This is a genomic window from Pseudomonas sp. DWRC2-2, from assembly GCF_049897885.1.
GTDB classification, from domain to species: Bacteria; Pseudomonadota; Gammaproteobacteria; order Pseudomonadales; family Pseudomonadaceae; genus Aquipseudomonas; species Aquipseudomonas azotoformans_A.
Genome location: NZ_JAFCXD010000003.1, coordinates 367,681 through 392,123 on the forward strand (window position 1 = coordinate 367,681; position 24,443 = coordinate 392,123).

The 24,443-nt window shown below is 60.4% G+C and carries 23 protein-coding genes; 11 read left to right on the top strand and 12 right to left on the bottom strand.

What is annotated here, in order from left to right; genetic code table 11:
* Window positions 1-62: 62 nt before the first annotated feature.
* The 3 genes from rho to ACP7EW_RS17030 all read right to left on the bottom strand — a co-directional run bounded on the left by rho (window position 63) and on the right by ACP7EW_RS17030 (window position 2,704).
* Window positions 63-1,322, bottom strand: coding sequence for a transcription termination factor Rho (rho, locus tag ACP7EW_RS17020; protein WP_016973082.1), 1,260 nt, complete (start codon window positions 1,320-1,322; stop codon window positions 63-65).
* A 235-nt stretch (window positions 1,323-1,557) separates the two neighbouring features.
* Window positions 1,558-1,887 (bottom strand): thioredoxin TrxA, encoded by a 330-nt coding sequence (gene trxA / locus ACP7EW_RS17025; RefSeq protein ID WP_015886460.1) that lies wholly within the window; start codon window positions 1,885-1,887, stop codon window positions 1,558-1,560.
* A gap of 121 nt (window positions 1,888-2,008) precedes the next feature.
* Entirely contained in the window at window positions 2,009-2,704 is a 696-nt protein-coding gene (locus tag ACP7EW_RS17030; protein WP_426127165.1) for a FadR/GntR family transcriptional regulator, read from the bottom strand.
* Between the two features lie 255 nt (window positions 2,705-2,959).
* On the opposite strand from ACP7EW_RS17030, the gene ACP7EW_RS17035 reads away from it, so the two are divergent.
* From ACP7EW_RS17035 to ACP7EW_RS17050, 4 genes are read left to right on the top strand one after another with little or no spacing between them, the layout of a single operon-like run.
* On the top strand, window positions 2,960-3,745 hold the full coding sequence (locus ACP7EW_RS17035) for a transporter substrate-binding domain-containing protein (protein WP_038843210.1): 786 nt from the start codon (window positions 2,960-2,962) through the stop codon (window positions 3,743-3,745).
* Window positions 3,746-3,762: 17 nt separating this feature from the next.
* Window positions 3,763-4,431 (top strand): amino acid ABC transporter permease, encoded by a 669-nt coding sequence (locus ACP7EW_RS17040; protein WP_005792409.1) that lies wholly within the window; start codon window positions 3,763-3,765, stop codon window positions 4,429-4,431.
* Window positions 4,428-5,078: an amino acid ABC transporter permease gene (locus tag ACP7EW_RS17045; RefSeq protein WP_033897527.1), complete on the top strand. Its 651-nt coding sequence runs from the start codon at window positions 4,428-4,430 to the stop codon at window positions 5,076-5,078. Before ACP7EW_RS17040 ends, ACP7EW_RS17045 begins: the two co-directional genes overlap by 4 nt.
* A complete protein-coding gene (locus ACP7EW_RS17050) occupies window positions 5,065-5,802 on the top strand; it encodes an amino acid ABC transporter ATP-binding protein (protein WP_033897526.1) in 738 nt (245 codons plus the stop codon). Before ACP7EW_RS17045 ends, ACP7EW_RS17050 begins: the two co-directional genes overlap by 14 nt.
* On the opposite strand, the gene ACP7EW_RS17055 is transcribed toward ACP7EW_RS17050, so the two are convergent.
* The 4 genes from ACP7EW_RS17055 to ACP7EW_RS17070 form a co-directional block, all read right to left on the bottom strand.
* Window positions 5,783-6,331 carry a hypothetical protein gene (locus tag ACP7EW_RS17055; protein WP_426218492.1) on the bottom strand — a complete coding sequence of 183 codons (549 nt, stop codon included), beginning with the start codon at window positions 6,329-6,331 and terminating at the stop codon, window positions 5,783-5,785. The genes ACP7EW_RS17050 and ACP7EW_RS17055 overlap by 20 nt on opposite strands.
* A complete protein-coding gene (locus ACP7EW_RS17060; RefSeq protein WP_426218494.1) occupies window positions 6,321-8,837 on the bottom strand; it encodes a fimbria/pilus outer membrane usher protein in 2,517 nt (838 codons plus the stop codon). Before ACP7EW_RS17060 ends, ACP7EW_RS17055 begins: the two co-directional genes overlap by 11 nt.
* A gap of 7 nt (window positions 8,838-8,844) precedes the next feature.
* Window positions 8,845-9,537 (bottom strand): fimbria/pilus chaperone family protein, encoded by a 693-nt coding sequence (locus ACP7EW_RS17065; protein ID WP_426218856.1) that lies wholly within the window; start codon window positions 9,535-9,537, stop codon window positions 8,845-8,847.
* 138 nt (window positions 9,538-9,675) lie between these two features.
* On the bottom strand, window positions 9,676-10,326 hold the full coding sequence (locus ACP7EW_RS17070) for a DUF1120 domain-containing protein (protein ID WP_177074883.1): 651 nt from the start codon (window positions 10,324-10,326) through the stop codon (window positions 9,676-9,678).
* Between the two features lie 444 nt (window positions 10,327-10,770).
* On the opposite strand from ACP7EW_RS17070, the gene ppx reads away from it, so the two are divergent.
* Window positions 10,771-12,273, top strand: coding sequence for an exopolyphosphatase (gene ppx / locus ACP7EW_RS17075; protein WP_033897523.1), 1,503 nt, complete (start codon window positions 10,771-10,773; stop codon window positions 12,271-12,273).
* Window positions 12,274-12,482: 209 nt separating this feature from the next.
* Here the strand turns inward: ppx and ppk1 are convergent, their stop codons facing one another.
* Window positions 12,483-14,705, bottom strand: a complete 2,223-nt coding sequence (gene ppk1, locus ACP7EW_RS17080) for a polyphosphate kinase 1 (RefSeq protein ID WP_028618415.1) — start codon at window positions 14,703-14,705, stop codon at window positions 12,483-12,485.
* 18 nt (window positions 14,706-14,723) lie between these two features.
* The gene (gene hemB, locus ACP7EW_RS17085; RefSeq protein WP_061434559.1) at window positions 14,724-15,737 is read right to left on the bottom strand and encodes a porphobilinogen synthase; all 1,014 of its coding nucleotides are present in this window, start codon (window positions 15,735-15,737) and stop codon (window positions 14,724-14,726) included.
* Between the two features lie 208 nt (window positions 15,738-15,945).
* Here hemB and ACP7EW_RS17090 point away from each other — a divergent pair, with 208 nt between their 5' ends.
* Window positions 15,946-16,581, top strand: a complete 636-nt coding sequence (locus tag ACP7EW_RS17090) for a DedA family protein (protein WP_033897595.1) — start codon at window positions 15,946-15,948, stop codon at window positions 16,579-16,581.
* Here the strand turns inward: ACP7EW_RS17090 and ACP7EW_RS17095 are convergent.
* Window positions 16,562-17,797 carry a sterol desaturase family protein gene (locus ACP7EW_RS17095; RefSeq protein WP_426218497.1) on the bottom strand — a complete coding sequence of 412 codons (1,236 nt, stop codon included), beginning with the start codon at window positions 17,795-17,797 and terminating at the stop codon, window positions 16,562-16,564. The genes ACP7EW_RS17090 and ACP7EW_RS17095 overlap by 20 nt on opposite strands.
* Window positions 17,798-17,913: 116 nt before the next feature.
* On the opposite strand from ACP7EW_RS17095, the gene elbB reads away from it, so the two are divergent.
* Entirely contained in the window at window positions 17,914-18,579 is a 666-nt protein-coding gene (gene elbB / locus ACP7EW_RS17100) for an isoprenoid biosynthesis glyoxalase ElbB (protein ID WP_426218499.1), read from the top strand.
* An 87-nt stretch (window positions 18,580-18,666) separates the two neighbouring features.
* Here the strand turns inward: elbB and ACP7EW_RS17105 are convergent, their stop codons facing one another.
* A complete protein-coding gene (locus ACP7EW_RS17105) occupies window positions 18,667-19,122 on the bottom strand; it encodes a YaiI/YqxD family protein (RefSeq protein ID WP_426218501.1) in 456 nt (151 codons plus the stop codon).
* Between the two features lies 1 nt (window position 19,123).
* Complete coding sequence (locus ACP7EW_RS17110; protein ID WP_426218503.1) at window positions 19,124-21,019, bottom strand: FTR1 family protein; 1,896 nt, start codon at window positions 21,017-21,019, stop codon at window positions 19,124-19,126.
* A gap of 267 nt (window positions 21,020-21,286) precedes the next feature.
* On the opposite strand from ACP7EW_RS17110, the gene ACP7EW_RS17115 reads away from it, so the two are divergent.
* The 4 genes from ACP7EW_RS17115 to ACP7EW_RS17130 are packed head-to-tail and all read left to right on the top strand — an operon-like array spanning window position 21,287 to window position 24,430.
* Entirely contained in the window at window positions 21,287-22,681 is a 1,395-nt protein-coding gene (locus ACP7EW_RS17115) for a COG3014 family protein (protein ID WP_426218505.1), read from the top strand.
* 10 nt (window positions 22,682-22,691) lie between these two features.
* Window positions 22,692-23,063: a YcfL family protein gene (locus ACP7EW_RS17120; RefSeq protein ID WP_038844227.1), complete on the top strand. Its 372-nt coding sequence runs from the start codon at window positions 22,692-22,694 to the stop codon at window positions 23,061-23,063.
* 35 nt (window positions 23,064-23,098) lie between these two features.
* Window positions 23,099-23,686: a penicillin-binding protein activator LpoB gene (gene lpoB / locus ACP7EW_RS17125; RefSeq protein ID WP_033897516.1), complete on the top strand. Its 588-nt coding sequence runs from the start codon at window positions 23,099-23,101 to the stop codon at window positions 23,684-23,686.
* 3 nt (window positions 23,687-23,689) lie between these two features.
* Complete coding sequence (locus tag ACP7EW_RS17130; RefSeq protein WP_426218509.1) at window positions 23,690-24,430, top strand: penicillin-binding protein activator LpoB; 741 nt, start codon at window positions 23,690-23,692, stop codon at window positions 24,428-24,430.
* Window positions 24,431-24,443: the final 13 nt, after the last annotated feature.

Consider the following 24,443-nt stretch of genomic DNA (forward strand, 5'->3'; position numbering starts at 1 on the left):
AAACCGGCACAAAAAAAATGGCGCCCCTGAGGGCGCCATTCTTTCGGACCTGAAGCGTCGTATTACTTACGTTTCATCGACAAGAAGAACTCGTCGTTGGTCTTGGTGGTTTTCAGCTTGTCGACCAGGAACTCGATGGCAGCGACTTCGTCCATCGGGTGCAGCAGCTTGCGCAGGATCCACATGCGCTGCAGTTCGTCGTCGGCGGTCAGCAACTCTTCACGGCGGGTGCCGGAACGGTTGATGTTGATCGCCGGGAACACGCGTTTTTCCGCGATGCGACGGTCCAGGGGCAGTTCCATGTTGCCAGTACCCTTGAACTCTTCGTAGATCACTTCGTCCATCTTCGAACCGGTTTCAACCAGTGCGGTGGCGATAATGGTCAGCGAGCCGCCTTCTTCGATGTTCCGCGCAGCACCGAAGAAACGCTTCGGTTTCTCCAGGGCGTGGGCATCGACACCACCGGTCAATACCTTGCCGGAGCTCGGGATCACGGTGTTGTAGGCACGGGCCAGACGGGTGATGGAGTCGAGCAGGATCACCACGTCCTTTTTGTGTTCGACCAGGCGCTTGGCCTTCTCGATCACCATTTCGGCAACCTGCACGTGGCGGGTTGGCGGCTCATCGAACGTGGAGGCAACCACTTCGCCGCGCACGGTGCGCTGCATTTCGGTCACTTCTTCCGGACGCTCATCGATCAACAGCACGATCAGGTGAACTTCAGGATTGTTACGTGCGATGTTCGCTGCAATGTTCTGCAGCATGATGGTCTTACCGGCTTTCGGCGGTGCGACGATCAGGCCACGCTGGCCTTTGCCGATCGGGGCGCACAGGTCGATCACACGACCGGTCAAGTCTTCGGTGGAACCGTTACCGGCTTCCATCTTCATGCGCACGGTCGGGAACAGCGGCGTCAGGTTCTCGAAGAGAATCTTGTTTTTCGCATTCTCGGGACGATCGAAGTTGATCGTGTCGACCTTGAGCAGGGCGAAATAACGCTCGCCTTCCTTCGGAGGACGGATCTTGCCAACGATGGTGTCACCGGTGCGCAAGTTGAAGCGACGGATCTGGCTCGGCGAGACGTAGATATCGTCTGGGCCGGCAAGATAGGAGGCGTCAGCAGAGCGGAGGAAGCCGAAGCCGTCCTGGAGAATCTCCAGCACGCCATCACCGGAGATTTCCTCGCCGCTTTTCGCGTGCTTTTTCAGCAGGGAGAAAATCACGTCCTGCTTGCGCGAACGGGCCATATTTTCTATGCCCATTTCTTCGGCCAGCTGGAGCAGGTCGGTAATCGGCTTTTGCTTGAGTTCAGTCAGATTCATATAGGAATGACGTAATCATTTATGGAGGGGGGAAATTAAGCTTTTGGCTTAATGAGGCCGCGCCGCGGAGAAGGCGACAGGATCGCGTACTAATCGAAAAGGAGTGCGTCGGCGACGGCATGCAGGGGGCAGTGGAGAAACCAGTGCGGGGCCGAATGTACCACCTGAGTTTCGGAGCGTCTAGCCCTGTTTCACGAAAAAGCCCCGCTAATTTGCGGGGCTTTTTTGACGACGCTTAGATGTTCGCGTCGAGGAAAGCTTGCAGCTGAGACTTCGACAGCGCGCCTACTTTGGTCGCTTCGACGTTGCCGTTCTTGAACAGCATCAGGGTCGGGATACCACGCACGCCGTGCTTGGCCGGGGTTTCCTGGTTGTCGTCGATGTTCAGCTTGGCAATGGTCAGCTTGCCTTCGTAGGTGGTCGCAATGTCGTCCAGGACTGGAGCGATCATTTTGCAAGGGCCACACCATTCAGCCCAGTAGTCAACCAGCACCGGGCCAGCAGCCTTGAGTACTTCGGCCTCAAAGGTCGCGTCGGTGACGTGCTTGATAAGATCGTTGCTCATGGATGTCTCCGGATTGTAAGCAAAAAAAACGTGGCCCATCATAGCCGCCCTTCCCCCGTTCAGGAAGCCGCCTCTGATTGAGTCTTGCTATGGTGGTGCATGAGTTTGGGTATAGCCCAACTCACGGCGTGACGGGAGTCACGAAGGCAATGCCTGTGCGCAACGCCGCGTTGCGCACGTGCTCCTGCATGGTTTTCTGCGCCGCTGCACTGGCCCGCCGGGCCAGGGCGCGCAGGATCCGGCGGTGCTCCTGCCAGGTTTCCATCGCCCGCTCCGGCCGGATGAACGGTAGCTTCTGGCTCTCCAGAAACACTTCGGCACTGGCACTCAGGATGCTCACCATCGCCTGATTACCGCTGGCCAGCAGAATGCGCTGGTGGAATTCGAAGTCCAGCCGTGCGGCCGCCTCGAAGTCGCCGGCCTTGAGTACCTTGCGCATGGCCTCGACGTTATCTTCCAGGCTGTCCAGCTCATCGATGGTCAGCGTCACCGCCGCCAACCCCGCCGCAAACCCTTCCAGCGCATAGCGCAACTGGAAGATATCCAGTGGCGTGGCCTGGGCCGCGAAGGGCCAGGCAAACCCCGGCGACTCCTCGGTGGCCTGCACGAACACACCCTTTCCAGGCTGCACACTGACCACACCCAACGCGCTGAGGGACGACAACGCCTCGCGCAACGACGCCCGGCTGACCCCCAACTGCACCGCCAGATCCCGTTGCGACGGCAAGGCATCGCCTGGCCCGAAGCCTTGCTCCTTGATCAGTTTGCGGATGGCCTGCAGGGCCGCTTCCGGTACGGCTTGGGCGATGGAATTCATAGAAAACTCAAGGTTCCAGACAACTGAGCGGCTAGTTGTAAAGCTATTCGCGGCCGGCGGCAAGCCACGCCCCAAAGGGGCTCGCGAGGTTTTGCCGGCGCTCGAAAAGGGTGCGAAAACCGTTGCAACTGTTCAGACCAGTAAGACCACCGCAACTCAACAAATCCCTGGCTTGCAGGCGTTCTTCAGGGTGATGGCATGGGCTGTGCACTGAGCAAATCCAGAAAATTCCTTCGCCCTTCTCGGAGAGTTGCCATGACCAAGCGCTACAGCGCCCTGCTTACTGCCCTGTTTGCCAGCCTGATGCTGGGCCAGGCACCCGCCCAGGCCAACGGTCTGGACGACATCGTCGCCCGTGGCACCCTCAAGGTCGCCGTGCCCCAGGACTTTCCGCCGTTCGGTTCAGTCGGCCCCGACATGAAGCCTCGTGGCCTCGACATCGACACCGCCAAGCTGCTGGCCGACCAGCTCAAGGTCAAGCTGGAACTCACCCCGGTAAACAGCACCAACCGCATTCCCTTTCTTACCACCGGCAAGGTCGACCTGGTGATCTCCAGCCTGGGCAAGAACGCCGAGCGGGAAAAGGTCATCGACTTCTCCAAGGCCTATGCACCGTTCTACCTGGCCGTGTTCGGCCCGCCTGAAGCGGCCATCAGCAGCACCGACGACCTCAAGGGCAAGACCATCAGCGTGACCCGTGGCGCCATTGAAGACATCGAGCTGACCGCCGTGGCGCCCAAGGAAGCCACGATCAAGCGTTTCGAAGACAACAACTCGACCATCGCCGCCTACCTGGCGGGCCAGGTCGACCTGATCGCGAGCGGCAACGTGGTGATGGTGGCGATCAGCGAACGCAACCCCAAACGCGTGCCGGCGCTGAAAGTGAAGCTCAAGGACTCGCCGGTGTACGTGGGCGTGAACAAGAACGAGCCGGCGCTGCTGGAGAAGGTCAACCAGATCCTGGTCGCAGCCAAGGCCGATGGCAGCCTGGAAAAAAACGCACTGCAATGGCTGAAAGAGCCACTGCCCGCCGATCTCTGAAACGACGGAGCTGACTCATGGCGTATCAATTTGACTTCGTGCCGGTGCTGGCCAATACCGACCTGCTGTTGCGCGGCGCGCTGTTCACCCTTGAGCTGACGGCCATCGGCGCCCTCCTCGGCGTGGCCCTGGGCACCGTCGGCGCCGTGGTGCGGGCGTGGAAGATCCAGCCGTTTGCGTGGATCTTCGGTGTGTATGTCGAGTTGATCCGCAACACGCCGTTCCTGGTGCAGCTGTTCTTCATCTTCTTCGGCCTGCCGTCCCTGGGGCTGAAGATCACCGAATGGCAAGCCGCCGTGCTGGCGATGGTGATCAACCTGGGCGCCTACTCCACGGAAATCATCCGCGCCGGCATTCAAGCCATCCCGCGCGGGCAACTTGAAGCCGCCGCCGCGCTGGCGATGACACGCTTCGAAGCCTTCCGCCACGTGGTGCTGCTGCCGGCGCTGGGCAAGGTGTGGCCGGCATTGAGCAGCCAGATCATCATCGTGATGCTCGGTTCAGCGGTGTGTTCGCAGATCGCCACCGAAGAGCTGAGTTTTGCCGCCAACTTTATCCAGTCGCGCAACTTCCGTGCGTTCGAAACCTATGCCCTGACCACGTTGGTGTACTTGTGCATGGCGCTGATGATTCGCCAGTTGCTCAACTGGATCGGCCGCCGCTTCGTGATGAGGAACAGCCGATGAGTGATTTTTCATTCTGGGACATCGTGCGCAACCTGCTCACGGGTCTGCAATGGACGCTGTTGCTGTCGCTGGTGGCGTTCATCGGTGGAGGCGTGATCGGTTTGCTGGTGATGACGATGCGCATCAGCCGCAAGGCCTTCCCGCGCAACCTGGCGCGCACCTATATCGAACTGTTCCAGGGCACGCCGCTGTTAATGCAGCTGTTCCTGGTGTTTTTCGGCATTGCCCTGCTCGGTGTGGATATCTCGCCCTGGCTGGCGGCGGCGATTGCCCTGACCTTGTTCACCAGCGCCTACCTCGCCGAAATCTGGCGCGGCTGTGTCGATTCCATCGCCCACGGCCAATGGGAAGCTTCGGCCAGCCTTGCACTTAACCCGCTTGAGCAACTGCGCTACGTGATCCTACCCCAAGCGCTGCGGATTGCCGTCGCGCCCACCGTGGGGTTTTCGGTGCAGGTGGTCAAAGGCACCGCCGTGACCTCGATCATCGGCTTCACCGAACTGACCAAGACCGGCGGCATGCTCGCCAACGCCACCTTCGAGCCCTTCATGGTCTACGGCTTGGTGGCCCTTGGTTACTTTTTGCTCTGCTACCCCTTGTCCCTCAGTGCGCGCTACCTGGAAAGGAGACTGCATGCCTCTGCTTAGAATTTCCGCCCTGCATAAGTATTACGGCGATCACCATGTACTCAAGGGCATCGACCTGAGCGTTGAAGAAGGCCAGGTGGTGGCGATCATCGGCCGCAGCGGTTCGGGCAAATCCACCTTGCTGCGCACCCTCAATGGCCTGGAGTCGATCAACGACGGCGTGATCGAAGTCGATGGCGAATACCTTGATGCCGCCCGTGCCGACCTGCGCAGCCTGCGGCAGAAAGTCGGCATGGTGTTCCAGCAGTTCAACCTGTTCCCGCACCTGACGGTGGGCGAGAACGTCATGCTTGCGCCGCAGGTTGTGCAAAAAGTGCCGAAGGCCAAGGCGGCTCAATTGGCCAGGCAAATGCTGGAGCGCGTCGGGCTGGGTGAAAAGTTCGATGCCTTCCCCGATCGCCTGTCTGGCGGCCAGCAACAACGCGTGGCGATTGCACGCGCCTTGGCTATGTCGCCCAAGGTGCTGTTGTGCGATGAAATCACCTCGGCCCTCGACCCGGAACTGGTCAATGAAGTGCTCAGCGTGGTGCGCCAACTGGCCAAGGACGGCATGACCCTGATCATGGTGACCCACGAAATGCGCTTCGCCCGTGAAGTCGGCGACAAGCTGGTGTTCATGCACCAGGGCAAGGTGCACGAGGTGGGCGATCCCAAGGTGTTGTTTGCCAACCCGCAGACCGCCGAGCTGGCCAACTTTATCGGCTCTACGGAACAGCCGGGCTGACCAGTTCGAATTGGCCACGCCCCTCCAGCAGCACCTCCCGACGTACCGAGAGGGCATCGGCCGGCAATTGAACCGCTATTTCCACCTGGGCCGTCAGCCGACGGCCCATCACCGGCGCACCGCCTGCGCTCGTCGATAACACACGCCCCGGTAACAGCTGCCCACTGGAGGCTTCATCGGGCTGCCACGATACCGGCCTGCCGTCGACCTGGGCCTGCCTCAGGCTCAAGGTAAAACGCCCCTGCCGCCCGAACTGAAAGCCCTGCGCATCGGCGGCTGCACCGCTGAAGCGCAATGCCATCGCCGAGGGGTTCGTGCAGAGCACACTAAGATGCAGCGTACGTTGCGTATCCAGCGTCACTGTCGCCCTGCCAGAGGATCCTTGTGAAGGACGAATCACCCCGTAGTCAACGCGGGGCTCGCTCAAGCTCATCCGGCAGTTTTCAGCGTGCGCCTGGTTCACCAACAGGGCGAGCAACAACAGGCACAGGCTGCCGTTTCGCCAGCGGCTCATAGGCTTATTGTGCATGGCACACCACCGGTGCGCTGTCGTAGAGTTTGTCATCGTCAGACTCTTGCTCCGGGTTGACTTTCAGCAGGCAGGATTTGGAGTCCGGCAGTGAAACCTTCAGGGTTTGCGGCCCATCGATATTGCTCAGGAAAATCATGCCCTCACCCACTACGCTGGTTACAAAGCTGTTGCCTTCGCCGAACACCGCGGCACCTTGCGGCAGTGGTCGACCCTCTCCGTCCTGGGCTTCAAGCAACAGACGACGGACTTTCACCACATCAAAATTGAGAATATTGACCGACCCTCGACCGGCAGCGAGGACCTTGGTGCCGTTTTTCAAGTCGACGCGCTTGGGCAACGACTGGGTCTGCACCTGCAGATGATTGTTGCCGTAGGCCTGCAGCCCGGGGATCACCGCTTGGCCGCTGAAGTCGGTCCATACCGGCCCTTGGGGCGTCGAGACCTTGGCCGCGCCGATATCACCCACCGAGACGATGCCAAAAGTGTCCTGCACCGCATACGGCGAGAAGGTCACGCCGTGCTCATGGGCCACGATGCCACCTTGCAGTTGCCCGGAATAGTTGGTGTTCGACGGATCACGGTCTATGCCCAGGCTCACGCGGGTATACAGCGGCAAGACGTCCACACGACCGCGCACGCTTTGCTCTCGCTCTTTCACGTCCCGATCAACACCGACTTCGTAATTCACATAGTCGTTGACCCGCTCGCTGAGGGCGGTGCCGGCATCCAGCCGGTCACCCCGACGACTGACGTAAGAACTCACACTCCGATCAGCCCCCAAGGGCACCGTGACCTGCAGTCTGACAGACGTGCCTTCGTCCAGCCGCTCATCGCGGCGGCCGCCTCGAACCGGCTCCAAGCGCCGAGGCTCGGTCGCCCCTACCTGAGCGTCGGCGATCAGTGCGACACCCACGCCGTTGAACGTGTTGTTCCACGAGGCAAAAAGATGATCGCTGGATTGCCCGTCAAATTGCGAGCTACGGGTGAAACCGAGGGAGAAACCGCCCAGGGACGGGGCCGCCCAGTTCAAACCTGCCGTGTACTGGCGCTTGAAACGCGCATCGAGGTTGTACCCCCGCGACGCCTGGCCCGCATCCAGTACCTCCCGGTAGCCGCGGCTCTGTGCCGAGGCACTCAGGTTGATATCCAGGTTGGCAAATAACGGAGTCCCCAAGGACAGCGTGCTACGCGCGCCGGCCACCTCATCTTGAGCATCACGGGACAGGTTATGGCGCACGCCCACGTTCACCTGATGGAAAAACACACTGCTCAGGGAGCCGCCTGCCGACTGGTACTCGTCGGTACTCAGCAAACCGAAACCCAGCGACGAGCGCTGGCCCAGCCCCCACGTGCCGCTGCCCATGGCGACCACCGGGGAATCCTGGTTGTCGATGGCCGTTTCACGCACCTTGCCAAGGGAAAAATAGTACCCCGGCGCCACCGGAACCCCACCACGGAAGGACGCAGCGGGCACCACGAAACTGCGCTTTGCCCCACGCACGTCAATCACGCTCACGTCGAGGTCGCTGGTGCTGTTCAGCAAGGGCAAACCGGTCAATCTGAACGGGCCTTCCGGCACCAGCGTAGAGTGGATCAATGCACCCGACTGACGGACTTCGACGCGTGACTGGCTTTGAGCCAGTCCTTCAACCACGACATTGCTGTCGCCCCCACCGGTGCGCTGCTGGCCATCCGGGAAGAACTGCAAGCCCGTCAGTTGTACACCGCCAAAGATAGGGTTGTTGCTGGAAATCTGCCCCACCTGGAAGGTCGACTGCAACGCCGCGATATCACGCTGGGCATAGGCGTTCACCTGTTCGGTGCGCGACCTGCCATTGTCGGAAACATAAAACTGGCGGCTGCGTACAATCCAATTACCCAGGTTGAATCCTGCCTGGGTATAGGCCGATACGAAGCGACTTGATCCACTGCGCGACTGGGTATCGAAACCCAATATGTCGTAGTTGAAGATGGCCGCCGCGCCACCCTGGGAAAAGTCCCCGGCCTCCCACTCCGGCGCACGCAGAGACTGGGTCGGCACAACCAACGTGACCTCATCGCTGCTGGGGCGCAGCCGCACCATGGTCGCCGGATACTCCCCAACGAAATCATGGCAAGCCTGGTCAGGGGTGATGCCCTCGCGCAACACCCTGGACGGCGTGACCAGACCGGCCTTGTCCAGCAGCGCCGGAGTGAAGCACAACTGGCCCTGGTAATCGAAACGGGCGTCAACCAACCCCAGCGGCGTACCATTGACTCGCAGTCCGACCACATGGACACCTTCGCGAAAGCGCGCTGCGCTGCGAAAGTATTCAGACACCTGCGGATCAATCCCAAGGGAATTCAACGCGACCAGATCAAAACCTTGCCCCAGCCCAACCGCTGCGCTGGTGCCTGGCAGACTCCACAGCGTCGCAAGCCCCAATAGAACTCTGGAGCGAACCAGGGAAATAGTGCTCGGCACGCTATTGGCCGATCGACGGGTATGCCTGATCTTTTTCATAGGCCCGTCAATCCGCATCAACCGTAACGGGCGCGCGGTAACTGTCCACCGTAAACCCGTAGACCGTGGCCGGCTTGATCTCCACGGCCACCACTCCCGCCACCGGGCTTGCCGACGAGAGCGCCAGCACTTCACCCGGCAGGATGTAGGTTCGCGGCAACGTTGCCACGCTGGCCTGTGGGTGCAGCTGTACTTCCATCCCCATGCGCACGACGTAAGCGCTGTTGTTGTGGACCTTCAACTGATCCCCTTCACGCTTCCATGTCAGTAGCTGCCAGGGCGCATCATGTTTGGGCAAGCCTTTGGGGTGCAGGATCAATGGCAGGCTTTGGCGCAGAGTGATACCAATGGTCGCACCGCCGGGTGCACGTGCTTCGGGAATACCTTCAAAGGACACTCGTTTCAGACGCTGGGTCTTGAGCGGTTGCTTTGCGGTACTGATAAAGCGGACAAGTTGGGTGTCGCCCGCTTCGACCCGCGTAATCGGGGGCGTAACGATCAGCAAGGGTTCCGGATCTTCGGGTAGGTTTAATATGACCGAATGAAGCAACGCAGGACCAGGGTCCGTATTTTTGACGTTAAGCGTCGCCTCACCCTCTTCTTCATTCAAAATGACAACGGTTGTCTCGGGCTGCATTCCGTCCGCTACTGCCATACCGCACAAAAAAAGGCACAAGCTTATATAGCGCAGCAACGACATCATGATTATTGATAGAGCATTCACCGATTTTCCCCACAGCCATAAAGTCGAACACCAACAAACGCACACGTTAAAACAGCCGACACTTAACAAAGGCAGGCGAGCACCGTTGCCTCATGTCGGCTATTAATGACGTACTTAGATGTAATCCACTGACAGACTGGTGCGACCATCCAGCGTCACATCACGGGTCAGGTCCAAGTCCTGCGTGCGGTTGATAACGGCTTTTACTTCAAGCGTGCCTGTAAGACTGGTGATGGATGCAGGTACCGCAGTGGTACCGCTACGCCACGAATACTGGACAGGCGATTGGGCGACTACACCGTCACTGTTCTGCCAGGACGCCCCCTGGCTGCTGCGCATGATAGGGCTCAGGGCGCCGCTGGACGATTGCAGGTTTTTGAGGGTAACGGAGTACCCACCGGTACGCCGGCCATTGGCGAGGCCCAGGCCGTAGTTCTGCGCCTCGCTGAACCCGGCACCGAGGATGCCTGTCACCTTGCTGGCGGGTTGCAGGTCGGTCAGTGCCACTCGAAACTGCGCTGGCGCTTGGCCGCAATTGATGTTCAATCCCACCGTTTTCGCTGCAAGTGGAGTGAACTGCGTCGGCGACAAGCTTGCGGCGGGAATTGTCTGGTAATCGACGACGCCGCTGCCGGCGAGGCTGAGGTTGCAAGCCACCGGCTTAATAGTCCCTCGTACAACCAGTTCAGCAACATTCGTTGCATGAGCCCCAATACTTGCGGCCAAGCAAAGAGCACCCATGGTCACACCAAGCATTTTCTTCATATTCAACCTGTCATTTGTAATGAATCGGTGAATTTACGATGATCGAAAGTTTCGACCATAAATAAATAACACCACGGCGAAATTGCCGAATGACAGTCTGTGGCTTTGACACCTCATTAATGAATCAGAGAACACGCCAATAAATGTGGGAGGCGTAAAAATAAAAAGTGGGCCAAACCTAAGTACCGAGTAGGTTTAAACTAAAATCCGATAAGCCAATAACTTCCACCGCGTAGGCAAAGTCGTAAATACTACAACTACAATCAGTCGTTAATAACTCCTACAAAGATAATCTCAACTTCTCTTTAAACTTAGAAAACCGCCCTACAGTTCCCACAAGAATCCCTCACAGACACCCGCAGAAAAATTACCGAAGCCGTACGCGTTGGCACCAAAGGTCGATCGTGGCACGATGGCTGGGTTATCGACCGAGACCCCCTTACCATGCCGCAATCCCAAGCCAAGAATCTGTCCCTGATCGCCGCCATCGACCTGGGCTCCAACAGCTTTCACATGGTCGTGGCCAAGGCCCAGAACGGCGAAATCCGCATCCTTGAGCGGCTCGGCGAGAAAGTGCAACTGGCTGCCGGCATCGACGACGAGCGCCAGCTCAATGAAGAATCCATGCAGCGCGGGCTCGATTGCCTCAAGCGATTTGCCCAGTTGATCAACGGCATGCCCCTGGGCGCCGTGCGAATCGTCGGCACCAACGCGTTGCGCGAAGCGCGCAACCGTGGCGAATTCATCCGCCGCGCCGAGGAGATTCTTGGGCATCCCGTCGAAGTCATCTCCGGTCGTGAAGAGGCCCGTCTTATCTATCTAGGCGTGTCCCACACCCTGGCCGACACCCCCGGCAAACGCCTGGTCGCCGACATCGGCGGCGGCAGTACCGAATTCATCATTGGGCAAAGATTCGAGCCTTTGTTGCGCGAAAGCCTGCAGATGGGCTGCGTCAGCTACACCCAACGCTACTTCAAGGACGGCAAGATCACCCCGGCGCGCTACGCCCAGGCCTATACGGCGGCGCGGCTGGAGATCATGAGCATCGAGCACGCCCTGCACCGCCTGACGTGGGATGAAGCCATCGGCTCGTCCGGCACCATTCGCGCCATCGGTCTGGCCCTGAAAGCCGGCGGCCATGGCACCGGCGAAGTGAATGCCGAAGGCTTGGCGTGGCTCAAGCGCAAGCTGTTCAAGCTGGGGGACGCCGAGAAAATCGACTTCGATGGCATCAAGCCCGATCGTCGCACCATCTTCCCGGCCGGCCTGGCGATTCTCGAGGCGATCTTCGACGCCCTTGAGCTGCAACGCATGGACCACTGTGACGGCGCCCTGCGCGAAGGCGTGCTTTATGACCTGCTGGGTCGCCACCATCACGAAGACGTGCGTGAGCGCACGCTCACCTCGTTGATGGAGCGTTATCACGTCGACCTGGAACAAGCCGCCCGCGTTGAGCGCAAAGCCCTGCACGCCTTCGACCAAGTGGCCGAGGACTGGGACCTGGAAGACGGTGTATGGCGCGAGCTGCTGGGCTGGGCGGCCAAGGTGCATGAAGTGGGCCTGGATATAGCCCACTACCATTACCACAAACACGGCGCCTACCTGATCGAGCACTCGGACCTGGCCGGTTTCTCCCGCGAAGACCAGCAAATGCTCGCCCTGCTGGTGCGTGGCCATCGCCGTAACATCCCCAAGGACAAGTTCGCGGAGTTCGGTGACGAAGGCATCAAGCTGATCCGCCTGTGCGTGCTCCTGCGCTTTGCGATCCTGTTCCACCACATCCGTGGCACCCAGGAAATGCCCCAGGTGACCCTACGCGCCAATGGCGACAGCCTGGATGTGGTGTTCCCGAAGGGCTGGCTGGATGAAAACCAGCTGACTCAGGCGGACTTTGCCCAGGAAGCCGAGTGGTTGACGCGGGTGGGGTTCAGTCTGAACCTGCGCTAATCGCGCAGGCGGCCAGAGACGCTTGTTGTGGCGAGCGGGCTTGTTGTGGTGAGCGGGCTTGCCCCGCGCTGGGTGGCGAAGCCGCCCCAATAAAAACGCCGCATTCTGTCTGGCAGAACGCGGCGTTTGGCTTTAGGGCCGCTTCGCAGCCCAACGCGGGGCAAGCCCGCTCGCCACAAGAGCCCGCCCCCACATTGAGTGAGTGGCTACTAGTTCACCGTCAAAATCGGGCTACCCAGCTTCTCCAACAACGTCGCCTGCGCACTGCGCGGGTTCTGGTTGCCAGTCGGTGTGTTGCGCACGTAGCGGCCGTCCGACTGCAGGCTCCAGCTGTGGGTGTTGTCGGTGAGGTAGCTTTCCAGCTCCTTCTTGACCCGCATGATCAGCTTCTTGCCTTCCACCGGGAAGCACGTCTCGACACGCTTATCGAGGTTGCGCTCCATCCAGTCTGCACTGGAGAGGAACATCTGCTCTTCGCCGCCGTTGAGGAAGTAGAACACCCGCGTGTGTTCCAGGAAGCGACCGATGATCGAGCGCACATGGATATTGTGCGACACCCCAACAATGCCCGGACGCAGGCAGCACATGCCGCGCACCACCAGGTCGATGCGTACGCCTGACTGGCTGGCCTTGTACAGCGCGCGGATGATCTTCGGATCGGTCAGCGAGTTGAACTTGGCAATGATGTGCGCCGGCTTGCCGTCGAGGGCGAACTGGGTCTCGCGGGCAATCATGTCGAGCATGCCCTTCTTGAGGGTGAACGGCGCGTGCAGCAGCTTTTTCATGCGCAAGGTCTTGCCCATGCCGATCAGCTGGCTGAACAACTTGCCGACGTCTTCGCACAGGGCGTCGTCGGAGGTCAGCAGGCTGTAGTCGGTGTAGAGCTTGGCGTTGCCGGCGTGGTAGTTGCCGGTGCCCAAGTGGGCGTAACGCACGATTTCACCGGCTTCACGGCGCAGGATCAGCATCATCTTGGCGTGGGTCTTGAAGCCGACCACACCGTAGATCACCACCGCACCGGCCGCTTGCAGACGGCTGGCCAGTTGCAGGTTGGATTCTTCGTCGAACCGCGCACGCAGCTCGATCACCGCTGTGACTTCCTTGCCGTTACGCGCAGCGTCGACCAAGGCATCGACAATTTCCGAGTTGGCGCCGGAACGGTACAGGGTCTGGCGCACGGCCAGTACATGCGGGTCCTTGGCAGCCTGGCGCAGCAGGTCGACCACCGGGGTGAAGGACTCAAACGGGTGCAGCAGCAGGATGTCCTGCTTGCTCACCACGCTGAAGATGTTCTCGCTGTTTTGCAGCAGTTTAGGGATTTGCGGTGTGAACGGCGTGTATTGCAGCTCCGGATGGCTGTCCAGGCCGGTGATGCTGAACAAGCGCGTCAGGTTGACCGGGCCGTTGACCTGGTACAACTCGGATTCGGCCAGGTTGAACTGCTTGAGCAGGTAGTCCGACAGGTGTTTCGGGCAGGTATCGGCCACTTCCAGGCGCACCGCATCGCCGTAGCGCCGCGAGAACAACTCACCACGCAGGGCACGGGCCAAGTCTTCGACGTCTTCGGAGTCCAGCGCCAGGTCGGCGTTACGGGTCAGGCGGAACTGGTAGCAACCCTTTACCTTCATGCCCTGGAACAGGTCATCGGCGTGGGCGTGGATCATCGACGAAAGGAATACATAGTTATCGCCAGCGCCCCCCACCTCTTCCGGTACCTTGATGATGCGTGGCAACAGGCGCGGGGCCGGGATGATGGCAAGGCCGGAATCGCGACCGAAGGCGTCGATACCTTCCAGCTCGACGATGAAGTTGAGGCTCTTGTTCACCAGCAACGGGAACGGGTGCGTCGGGTCAAGGCCGATCGGGGTGATGATTGGCGAGATCTCGTCACGGAAGTAACGGCGCACCCAGGTCTTGATCTTGGTGGTCCAGTGACGGCGACGGATAAAGCGGACCTGGTGTTTCTCCAGTTCCGGCAACAGGATGTCGTTGAGGATCGCGTATTGGCGGTCTACATGGCCGTGCACCAGCTCGCTGATGCGGGCCAGGGCCTGGTGCGGCTGCAGGCCGTCGGCGCCGGCTTGTTCACGGGCGAAGGTGATTTGTTTCTTGAGGCCGGCGACGCGGATCTCGAAGAACTCGTCCAGGTTGCTGGAGAAGATCAGCAGGAACTTCAGCCGCTCCAGCAGCGGGTAGGACTCATCCAGCGCCTGTTCCAGCACGCGGATGTTGAATTGCAGTTGTGACAGCTCGCGGTGGATGTACAGGCTGCTGTCATCCAGGTTGGTCACCGCCGCCACCGGGGCCGGCACGGGCGGCTCGGCTACCACGGCAGGCGCGGCGGGCTCATGCTCCGGCGGGGTCTCGGTGACTTGTTCAACCACCGGGTGAGCGTCTTTTACGGCAACTTCTGAGAGTCCTTCGGTATTCATTGAACGTTCCTGTGAGGGCTATTGTTGCTCTCTAAGCAATTGGGCGGCGCGGGCGGCGAAGTAGGTCAGAATGCCATCAGCCCCGGCGCGTTTAAAGGCTGTCAGGGATTCTAGGATCACCCCTTCACTCAGCCATCCATTCTGTATTGCAGCCATGTGCATCGCGTACTCGCCGCTGACCTGATAGACAAACGTCGGCACTTTGAATTCTTCTTTGACCCGGTAAAGGATGTCCAGGTACGGCATCCCCGGCTTGACCATCACCATGTCAGCGCCTTCGGCCAGGTCGGCCGCCACTTCGTGCAGGGCTTCATGGCTGTTGGCCGGGTCCATCTGGTACGAAGCCTTGTTGGCCTTGCCCAGGTTCAACGCCGAGCCCACCGCATCGCGGAACGGGCCGTAGTAGGCGCTGGCGTACTTGGCCGAATAGGCCATGATCCGCACATTGACGTGACCGGCCAGCTCCAGGGCTTCGCGAATCGCCTGGATGCGCCCGTCCATCATGTCCGACGGTGCAACCACCTGGGCGCCAGCGGCGGCGTGGGACAAGGCTTGCTTGACCAGTGCATCGACGGTGATGTCGTTTTGAACATAGCCGTCTTCGTCCAGAATGCCATCCTGACCATGGGTGGTGAACGGGTCCAGCGCCACGTCGGTGATCACGCCAAGCTCCGGGAAGCGCTCGCGCAGGGCACGGGTGGCGCGCTGGGCGATCCCATCCGGGTTCCAGGCTTCGGCAGCATCCAGGGACTTGAGTTCAGACGGTGTGACCGGGAACAGTGCCAACGCTGGAATCCCCAGCTCAACCCAACCTGCAGCTTCTTCAAGCAGCAGATCAATGGTCAAACGCTCCACACCGGGCATCGAAGCCACCGCTTCCCGACGATTTTCCCCGTCCAGCACAAACACCGGCAGGATCAGATCGTTGGTCGTCAGTACGTTTTCACGCACCAGGCGGCGAGAAAAATCATCACGGCGATTGCGACGCAGACGGGTAGCAGGGAACAGACGATTGGCAGGGGTAAAGCTCACGACAGACTCCTGAGCCCGGGTTCACGGGCGAGCGTTGCAGTTATAAGCGGCCATTATGACGAAGGTATGACAGTTGTGCTTAAGCATGCGACCTGTAGTCGCATTCGTCATCCACGTAGGAATTGTTCACTTCGTGACACATCTCGATACTTTCATGAATCTTCGTGAAGGCGTAGGCTGCGCGTTCATTTCGCCAGCACCCCAGACCATGCTTCAACAATTTCTGCATGACTTCGGCTACTTTGCGCTCTTCCTGGGCACCTTCTTTGAAGGCGAGACCATCCTGGTCCTCGCAGGCTTCCTGGCGTTCCGTGGCTACATGGATATCAACCTGGTGGTGGTCGTTGCCTTTTTCGGCAGCTACGCCGGCGACCAGCTTTGGTATTACATGGGCCGCAAGCACGGCCGCAAGCTGTTGGCACGCAAGCCGCGTTGGCAATTGATGGGCGACAAGGCCCTGGAGCATATCCGCAAGCACCCGGATATCTGGGTGTTGAGCTTCCGCTTCGTCTACGGCTTGCGCACGGTCATGCCGGTGGCGATCGGCCTGTCCGGCTACCCACCTCTGCGCTACCTGATCCTCAACGGCATTGGTGCGGCGATCTGGGCGTTGGCCCTGGGCGCGGCGGCCTATCACTTCGGCGCGGTGCTGGAAGGTATGCTGGGCAGCATCAAGAAATACGAGCTGTGGGTGTTGGGCGCGTTGCTGCTACTGGGCTTCGGCCTGTGGCTGCGCCGCCGCATCAAGAATGCACGCATCGCCCGCGAGGCCTGCGCCGAGGCCAAGGCCCGGCTCGCCGCCGAGCCGGTCCCGGTCGAAACGCCTAAGACACCAGTCGAGTAAACCGGCTTCTGCAGCAGTAGAGGCCGATCACGCTGAGCAGGCTGTAGCTCAGCAGGCCCAGCCAGCCCAGGTTGCTGGCGGGCCAAAGTCCCACTAACGGCGCCAGCCAAACCAGCGGCACATTCAGCACCAGCCGCGAAAGCTCGGCCTTCAACGCCCACGGGCGATTCTCCAGGGCCACCCCCAAGGTAAACAACCCCAGCGCCATGGCACTCCACCCCAGGATCAGCGCCGCCGTGGGCAAGCCTTCGCCGAAATTCATCAAATAGCTGCCAAAACCCACATACGCCGCAAATTGCAGGGCGATGTAGACCTGCTGGCGAACATCCAGCGGCACTTCAAATTTACGGAAGTGGGTCAGGTCATGCTTGGCCAACGGGTACTTGGCCTTCACGTCCGCCGGGCGCCAGCCAGTGCGCATGAACCAGATGCGCAGCTTGTCCCACCAGCGCTCGGTACGCCGCGCATCACTCCACAACTGCGCATAAAACTGCAGGTTGGCCCACAGCGGATTCCAACTGGCTAAGGGCGTGGTCACGCCGAAAATCACTGGTTCATTGTCATCTTCCTCTTGGAAGGTGCCGAACAGCCGGTCCCAAATAATGAACACCCCGCCGTAGTTGCGATCCATGTAGAGAGCGTTCTGCGCATGGTGAGCCCGATGATTGGACGGCGTGACGAAAAACCATTCATACCAGCCAAGCTTCGGCACATGCCGGGTATGCACCCAGAATTGATAAAGCAGGTTGAGCGACGCCACGCTGATAAACACCACCAATGGCACGCCAAGGACCGCCAGGGGCAGGTAGAAGATCCAGCTCAGCAGGAAGCCGGTGCTGGTCTGGCGCAGGGCGGTGCTGAGGTTGTAGTCCTCGCTCTGGTGATGCACCGAGTGCGCGGCCCACAGGATATTGCGTTCATGGCCCATACGGTGCAGCCAGTAGTAGCAGAAGTCGTAGAACACAAAGGCGAACACCCAGGTCCAGACGCTTTGGGCCGGCAGATCAATCAATGCAAGATGTTTAAGAGCAAAGGCGTAGGTCAACAGCCCAACGCCCTTGGTCAAAAGCCCCGTGGTGGTGGACAACACACCGGTACTGAGGCTGTTGATGGCATCCGCCACCCGATAGTTGCGCTCGCCGCGCCAGCGGTCGGCGAGCAGCTCCACCACGATCAAGGCAATGAAAAACGGTACCGCGTAAGGCACGAAGTCCATGGTCTGGTCCGGTCTATTTTTGTTACATCAAGATTAGGTGCAGCGACGCGAGATCCCATTGGCAACAGATGACAAATTAGTAGACATTTAACGCCAAGACCCCAGGAGAAATGCCCATGAGCAAAAAGATTGCAGTGATCCTTTCCGGCTGCGGCGTGTACGACGGTGCAGAGATCCACGAAAGCGTGATCACCTTGCTGCGCCTGGACCAGCGCGGCGCTCAGGTCCAATGTTTTGCCCCCAACATCGCGCAGTTGCATGTCATCAACCACCTCACCGGCGAAGAAATGCCCGAGTCGCGCAATGTGCTGGTGGAGTCGGCCCGAATTGCCCGCGGTGAGGTCAAAGACATCCGCGAAGCCAATGCCGAAGACTTCGATGCGCTGATCGTGCCCGGCGGGTTTGGCGCGGCGAAGAACCTGTCGAACTTTGCCGTGGAAGGCGCCGGCTGCAGCGTCAACCCACAGGTGCTGGAACTGGCCGAGGCCTTTGCCGAAGCGGGCAAGCCGGTGGGGCTGATCTGCATTTCACCGGCCCTGGCGGCGAAGATCTATGGCCCGGGCGTGACCTGTACCATCGGCAACTGTGCCGACACGGCGGCCGCGCTGGATAAGATGGACGCGACTCACCAGGAATGCGCGGTGGAAGATATCGTCGAGGACAAGGCGCGCAAGTTGGTGAGCACGCCGGCCTATATGCTCGGCAAGAACATCAGCGAGGTCGCGTCAGGGATCAACAAGCTGGTGGACCGGGTGTTGGAACTCACCCACGAAAACGACTGATTTCCCCCAACTGTGGTGAGCGGGCTTGTGTGGGGAGTGGGCTCACCACAACAAGCCCGCCCGCCACAAAAACTCTTCGCCGCAGGGTCAGGGTTGGCGCATCAAGCGAGTGAGAATGCGATCCAGGGCATTCGCAAACGCCTGTTTGTCCTTCTCGCCATGGGGCGGTGGACCACCGCCCATCTGGCCTTGCTCCCGCAGATCCGTGAACAGGTTACGCACCGCCAGGCGTTCGCTCATGTTTGCCGGGCTGAACTCTTTGCCCCGTGGATCGAGGGCGGTGACGCCGTTTTTCACCAGACGATCGGCCAACGGCACATCGCTGCAGATCACCAACTCGCCCGGCACCGCGTGCTCCACCAGGTAGTCATCCGCCGCATCCGGGCCGCTGGGCACCACGATCAGCTTCACACACGCGAAGCTCGGCTTGATCTGGCTCTGCCCGGCCACCAGCACCACCTCGAACTGACGCTTGAGGGCGAATTTCACCACCTGGTCCTTGGCTGCCCGAGGGCAGGCGTCGGCATCGATCCACACGCGCATGTCAGGCCGCCACTCGGCGCTTCTCGGCCAGGCGGCTGCGGCCATACAGCACCACAATCGCCAGAATCGCCACGGCCTGTGCACTCAGTGAGTACGCATCGGCGTGGATGCCCAACCAATCGAAGTCAAAGAACGCCACCGGCCGCGTGCCGAAGATGCCGGCTTCCTGCAACGCCTTCACGCCATGCCCGGCGAACACCACCGACAACGCACACAGCAACGCCGCGTTGATCCCGAAGAACAACGCCAGCGGCAACTTCGCCGAACCGCGCAGGATCACCCACGCCAGGCCCGCCAACAGCACCAGCGCCGTGGCGCCACCCGCCAGCACCGCGTTGTGCCCGGCCGGGCCGGCTTGCAGCCACAGGGTTTCGTAGAACAGGATCACTTCGAACAGCTCGCGGTACACCGAGAAGAAGGCCAGCATCGCAAAGCCGAACCGACCGCCGCCGCCCACCAGGCTGCTCTTGATGTAGTCCTGCCAAGCGGCGGCGTGGCGCCGGTCGTGCATCCACACGCCGAGCCACAGCACCATCACACTGGCGAACAGCGCCGTGCAGCCTTCCAGCAGTTCGCGCTGCGCACCACTTACGTCAATCACATACGCGGCCAACGCCCAGGTCGCCAGACCCGCCAGCAACGCCAGGCCCCAACCCACGTTGACGCTGCGCACTGCCGACTGCTGGCCTGTGTTACGCAGGAACGCGAGGATCGCAGCAAGCACCAAGATGGCTTCCAGGCCTTCACGCAGCAGGATCAGCAAGCCGGAGATGTAACTCAGCGACCAGCTCAGGCCATCACTGCCCAGCAAGCCAGCGGATTCGGTGAGCTTGCCTTTGGCCAGATCCAGGCGTTGCTGCACTTGCTCGACCGGCAAACCGTCCTGCAACGACTGCCGATAGGCCATCAGCGCCTTCTCGGTGTCTTTGCGCACGTTGGCGTCGACGTTATCCAGCGAGCTTTCCACCAGCTCAAAGCCTTCCAGGTACGCGGCTACCGACAGGTCGTAGGCCTGTTCGTGGTCGCCGTTGCGGAACGCGGCCAGGCTCTTGTCCAGGGTGGTGGCGGTGTAGTCGAGCAGCTGCGCCGGGCCACGCTTGACCTGCGGCGGTTGCGCACGCTGGGCGCGGAACGTCGCAGCAGCAGCTTCACCGTTGGCGGCCAGGACTTCGTTCGGCGTTTGGCGTGCCAGGTCGGCGAGGTTGAACGGTTGCTCGCTTTTCGCGGCGGCCGGGTCTGCGGTGAAACCGGCGATATAGGTGGCCAGGTCCCAGCGCTGACGGTCGTCGAGTTGGTCGGCGAAGGACGGCATGTCGGTGCCTTCGACGCCCAGGCCGAGGGTGTTGTAGATCGCATAGAGGCTCAAGCGGTCCAGGCGCACAGGGTCGCGCAGATTGGCCGGTGGCGGCGTCATGCCGACGCTGGCCGGGCCATCACCGGCGCCCGCGGTGCCGTGACACACCGAGCAATGCTGGGCGTAGAGCGGTGCGCCGCGGGTTGGATCAGGGGTGATTGCTGGAGCCTGGCTGACTTCATAGGCCACGGCCAGTTGGGCACCCAATTGCCGGGCTTGCCGAGCAACCGTTGCGCCGTCTTGGTGGGCAGTTACAGCCGCTAACAGTTCATCGACGCCTTTGACCAACGCCGCGCGTTCCGGGCGTTGCGGCAGTTCTGCCACCAGTCCCTGCAACACGCCGAGAAACTCCACCTGTTCGCGGTATTCGGATTCATCGATAACCTTGCCCGCCTCCACCGTCGGTGGGTAGTCAGCGCCAATGTAGTCGAGCAAATGCAGGGCTTGCGGGGCGCCCTCCGCAGTTGCGGCCAACAGGTTGACGCTGCACGACATCAACGCCGGCAACAGTAGCCAGGCGAGAAAACGGAAGGGGGCAGTCATGAACGAATCTCAAATGGAAATACGAAGTAACACATTGTTAAGGCTTAAAGGGTTTGACTCAAGGCGAAAGTGATTTGGTGTTGATGACGGCGAGGCATTTTTAGAAACGGGCTAGTGGCGCTTTGGCCTTTCTGGAGGGCAAATAGCCATTGTTTTGCCAGTAATGGTGCTTATAATGCCGCGCCCTGTTAGTGCGAAAGGGAATTTCTTTCCTTGTTTTTATGAGGAATTACCACAGTGGTTACTACTTTCAGGGAAGAAGGCTGCATGGCATTTCGCGCTTTACCTTTGCTTGCGCTCTCGGCGGTGACGTTGTTGTCGGGCTGTTCGATGTTTCGCAGCTATGACACCGAGTTGCAGGCGACCAATCAGCAGTTGGTCACCGGGAATGTCGACGCGGCGTTGACGCTGCTGGAGAAGAACAACACGGGTGAAGACAAGGACTTGCTCTATTTCTTCGAGAAGGGTGAGTTGCTGCGGGCCAAGGGTGATTTGACGGGGAGCCAGACCGCCTGGCGCAGTGCTGATCTGCAAGTCTACAAGTGGGAAGAGGCGGTCAAGTTCGACAGCGCCAAGTACCTGGCCCAGTTCGGCAGTTTCCTTGCCAACGACAAGGTGCGGCGCTACGAAGGCTATGACTACGAAAAAGTCATGCTGACAACGCAGATGGCGCTGAACCTGCTGGCCTTGAACGACTTCGATGGCGCACGCACCGAGATCAAGAAGACCCACGAACGCGAAGCGGTGATCGCGGACCTGCGGGATAAGGAATACCTCAAGCGCGAGGACGAAGCCGAGCGTGAAGGCGTGACCACCCAGATGAAAGACCTGCGCGGCTACCCGGTGGCAGCCCTCGACGCGCCGGAAGTGGTCGGTCTGAAGAACAGTTACCAGAGTGCGTTCAGCCATTACCTGGCCGGTTTCGTCTACGAAGCCCTGGGCGAGAAGGACCTGGCCGCGCCTGGCTATCGCAAGGCGGCCGAGTTGCGCCCCAATACCCCCTTGCTGGAACAGGCCCTGCTGGATCTGGACAAATCCAAGGTCGGCGTCGATGAAACCGACGTGCTGATCGTGGTGCAAAGCGGTCTGGCGCCGGCCCGCGACTCGATTCGCCTGCCGATTCCGATCCCGATCAACGGTAACCTGGTGATCACCCCGCTGTCGTTCCCGGTGATCAAGGCCGATACGTCCACCGCGACTTTCGCCCAGATCGGCGTCGACGGCCGGCAACAGAACCTCACCGCACTCAACAGCACCACGGCCATGTCCCGCCGCGCCCTGCGCGATGACATGCCAGGGATCATCCTGCGCACCACGGTGCGTGCGGTCACCCGTGGTGTGGCGCAAAACAACCTGAACAAGACCAACCCTATGGCGGGCCTGGTGCTGGGTATCGCCTCGGCAGTCACTGAAGGTGCAGACACCCGCACCTGGCGCACCCTGCCGGACATGACCCAGGTGACGCGCCTGCGCCTCAAGCACGGCGAGCACCAGGTCAGCCTGCCCAACGCTCTGGGCGGCACGCTGGTGACGGTCAAGGCTGACCAGCGTTATCAGGTGATCACCCTGCGCGTGGTGGGCAACCAGGTATTCGCCGGTGGCCTGGCCGCCCATGTGGTGCCGAGCACCGCCACCCAGGCCATCGCCCTCAAACAACCTTAAGGAGCACGCTATGCGTCATTTCATACTCGGCGCCCTGGCGCTGGTCCTGCTGGCCGGCTGCGCCACCCCGCCACCACCGGAGCCTGGCAGCGCCGCCAGCAAAATCGTGGTGATGGGCAAGTTCAAGGGCATCGCCGTCGGTGCCATCCGCGTTGCACGCGAGAACGGCTTCCTGACTGCCAAGGTGCAGTTGAGCAACATCACCAGCAGTAACCAGACGATGTATTACCGCTTCGCCTGGCTGGGAGCCGACGGCTTCCCGGTAGGCGACGAAGAAACCTGGAAAGTGCTGAACCTGTACGCCAACCAGGCGACCTTCCTGCCGGCCATTGCCAACCTGCCCCAGGCGGCGGACTTCCGCCTTGAAGTGAAGACGCCTTGAGCCGTTCCCCTTTTACGTTTCAGAGAGAACTCCCCATGTTTGCACGCTTCTCGATCCTCGCCGTGGTTGCCCTGCTGGCCAGCGGTTGCTCCAACACCTCGCCTGTACTGGGCAGCAAGAACATCAACTACGGCGACACCAAGGCCGTGGAAACGATCACCAACGAGTTCGGCTCCACCGACCTGCAGATGATCGCCGAAAGCATGACCCGCTCCCTCGCCCAGTCCGGCATCCTGCAGGGCCGCCCGGTGGTGCAGGTGTATGACGTGAAGAACAAAACCAGCGAGTACATCGATACCCGCGAGATCACCACGTCGATCAAGACCCAGCTGATGAAGACCGGCACCGCCCGCTTCGCCAGCGACAACACCGACATGCAAAGCCAGGTCGACCAGCTCAAGCTGCAGAATCAGAGCGGCCTGTACAAGAAGTCCACCGTCAGCAAGACCGGCAACATGGTCGCCGCCAAGTACCGCCTGGAAGGCTCCATCAGTTCCATCGTCAAGCGCAGCTCGGACTACAAGGACGTGTTCTACAAATTCAGCCTGCAACTGGTCGACGTCGAGAGCGGCCTGGCCGAATGGATGGACGAAAAAGAAATCCGCAAGACCACGGAGCGCTAAGCAATGCGTGCATGGATCGGCATGATCGGCCTGCTGTGCGCCTTTGGCGCCTCGGCCGCCCCGAAGATCGCAGTGACCGACCTGGCCTACGAGGCGCGGGTCGAGGAATATATCCACCAGGTGTCGGCCAGCAACAACTTCCAGGCAGGCGCCTACCACGCCAGCGGTGCGTCGAACTACAGCGAGTACGAAAGCCGTACCAGCTACATCGAACAGACCGAGCTGCGTAAATTCAGCGGCGACATCAAGGGCGAGATTCTCAAGTCACATCAGTTCCAGCTGGTACAGGGCACGCCCTACACCGCAGATGCCAAGGGTGACGTCTACGACGTGATCAAGCGCATCAAGGCCGGTCACTTCAAGGGCGCCGACTACGTGTTGTTCGGCACCCTGTCGGACATCGACTTCACCCAGGACATCAACGCCCTGGACCACACCAACAGCTACTCGGCTGTGCTGGGCCTGACGTTGGTGGCGGATTTCAGCCTGATCAACACGCGCACCTACGAGATCACCTCGGCGTTCACCGCCATGGGCGAAGGCCAGGACACCAAGCTGGTGAACAGCCGCGATGTACGCGTGAGCCTGAACCGGCCGCGTGTGGTGAAAGACGTGTCGAAAGCACTGGGTGAGGATGTGGCGCGGCAGTTGGCGGAGCAGCTAGGTGGCGGGTATCAAGACCCAGGCCAACCGCCGCTGCGCAACAACCTGCCAAGGGATGAAGCGCCGAAGATTCTGCGCTGAAATTCGGCGGTTC

Bases quoted from the DNA above. Each gene is read 5' to 3' on its own strand.
- rho (WP_016973082.1), bottom strand. From the start codon at position 1,322: ATGAATCTGACTGAACTCAAGCAAAAGCCGATTACCGACCTGCTCCAG.
- trxA (WP_015886460.1), bottom strand. From the start codon at position 1,887: ATGAGCAACGATCTTATCAAGCACGTCACCGACGCGACCTTTGAGGCC.
- ACP7EW_RS17030 (WP_426127165.1), bottom strand. From the start codon at position 2,704: ATGAATTCCATCGCCCAAGCCGTACCGGAAGCGGCCCTGCAGGCCATC.
- ACP7EW_RS17035 (WP_038843210.1), top strand. From the start codon at position 2,960: ATGACCAAGCGCTACAGCGCCCTGCTTACTGCCCTGTTTGCCAGCCTG.
- ACP7EW_RS17040 (WP_005792409.1), top strand. From the start codon at position 3,763: ATGGCGTATCAATTTGACTTCGTGCCGGTGCTGGCCAATACCGACCTG.
- ACP7EW_RS17045 (WP_033897527.1), top strand. From the start codon at position 4,428: ATGAGTGATTTTTCATTCTGGGACATCGTGCGCAACCTGCTCACGGGT.
- ACP7EW_RS17050 (WP_033897526.1), top strand. From the start codon at position 5,065: ATGCCTCTGCTTAGAATTTCCGCCCTGCATAAGTATTACGGCGATCAC.
- ACP7EW_RS17055 (WP_426218492.1), bottom strand. From the start codon at position 6,331: ATGCACAATAAGCCTATGAGCCGCTGGCGAAACGGCAGCCTGTGCCTG.
- ACP7EW_RS17060 (WP_426218494.1), bottom strand. From the start codon at position 8,837: ATGAAAAAGATCAGGCATACCCGTCGATCGGCCAATAGCGTGCCGAGC.
- ACP7EW_RS17065 (WP_426218856.1), bottom strand. From the start codon at position 9,537: ATGTCGTTGCTGCGCTATATAAGCTTGTGCCTTTTTTTGTGCGGTATG.
- ACP7EW_RS17070 (WP_177074883.1), bottom strand. From the start codon at position 10,326: ATGAAGAAAATGCTTGGTGTGACCATGGGTGCTCTTTGCTTGGCCGCA.
- ppx (WP_033897523.1), top strand. From the start codon at position 10,771: ATGCCGCAATCCCAAGCCAAGAATCTGTCCCTGATCGCCGCCATCGAC.
- ppk1 (WP_028618415.1), bottom strand. From the start codon at position 14,705: ATGAATACCGAAGGACTCTCAGAAGTTGCCGTAAAAGACGCTCACCCG.
- ACP7EW_RS17090 (WP_033897595.1), top strand. From the start codon at position 15,946: ATGCTTCAACAATTTCTGCATGACTTCGGCTACTTTGCGCTCTTCCTG.
- ACP7EW_RS17095 (WP_426218497.1), bottom strand. From the start codon at position 17,797: ATGGACTTCGTGCCTTACGCGGTACCGTTTTTCATTGCCTTGATCGTG.
- elbB (WP_426218499.1), top strand. From the start codon at position 17,914: ATGAGCAAAAAGATTGCAGTGATCCTTTCCGGCTGCGGCGTGTACGAC.
- ACP7EW_RS17105 (WP_426218501.1), bottom strand. From the start codon at position 19,122: ATGCGCGTGTGGATCGATGCCGACGCCTGCCCTCGGGCAGCCAAGGAC.
- ACP7EW_RS17110 (WP_426218503.1), bottom strand. From the start codon at position 21,019: ATGACTGCCCCCTTCCGTTTTCTCGCCTGGCTACTGTTGCCGGCGTTG.
- ACP7EW_RS17115 (WP_426218505.1), top strand. From the start codon at position 21,287: ATGGCATTTCGCGCTTTACCTTTGCTTGCGCTCTCGGCGGTGACGTTG.
- ACP7EW_RS17120 (WP_038844227.1), top strand. From the start codon at position 22,692: ATGCGTCATTTCATACTCGGCGCCCTGGCGCTGGTCCTGCTGGCCGGC.
- lpoB (WP_033897516.1), top strand. From the start codon at position 23,099: ATGTTTGCACGCTTCTCGATCCTCGCCGTGGTTGCCCTGCTGGCCAGC.
- ACP7EW_RS17130 (WP_426218509.1), top strand. From the start codon at position 23,690: ATGCGTGCATGGATCGGCATGATCGGCCTGCTGTGCGCCTTTGGCGCC.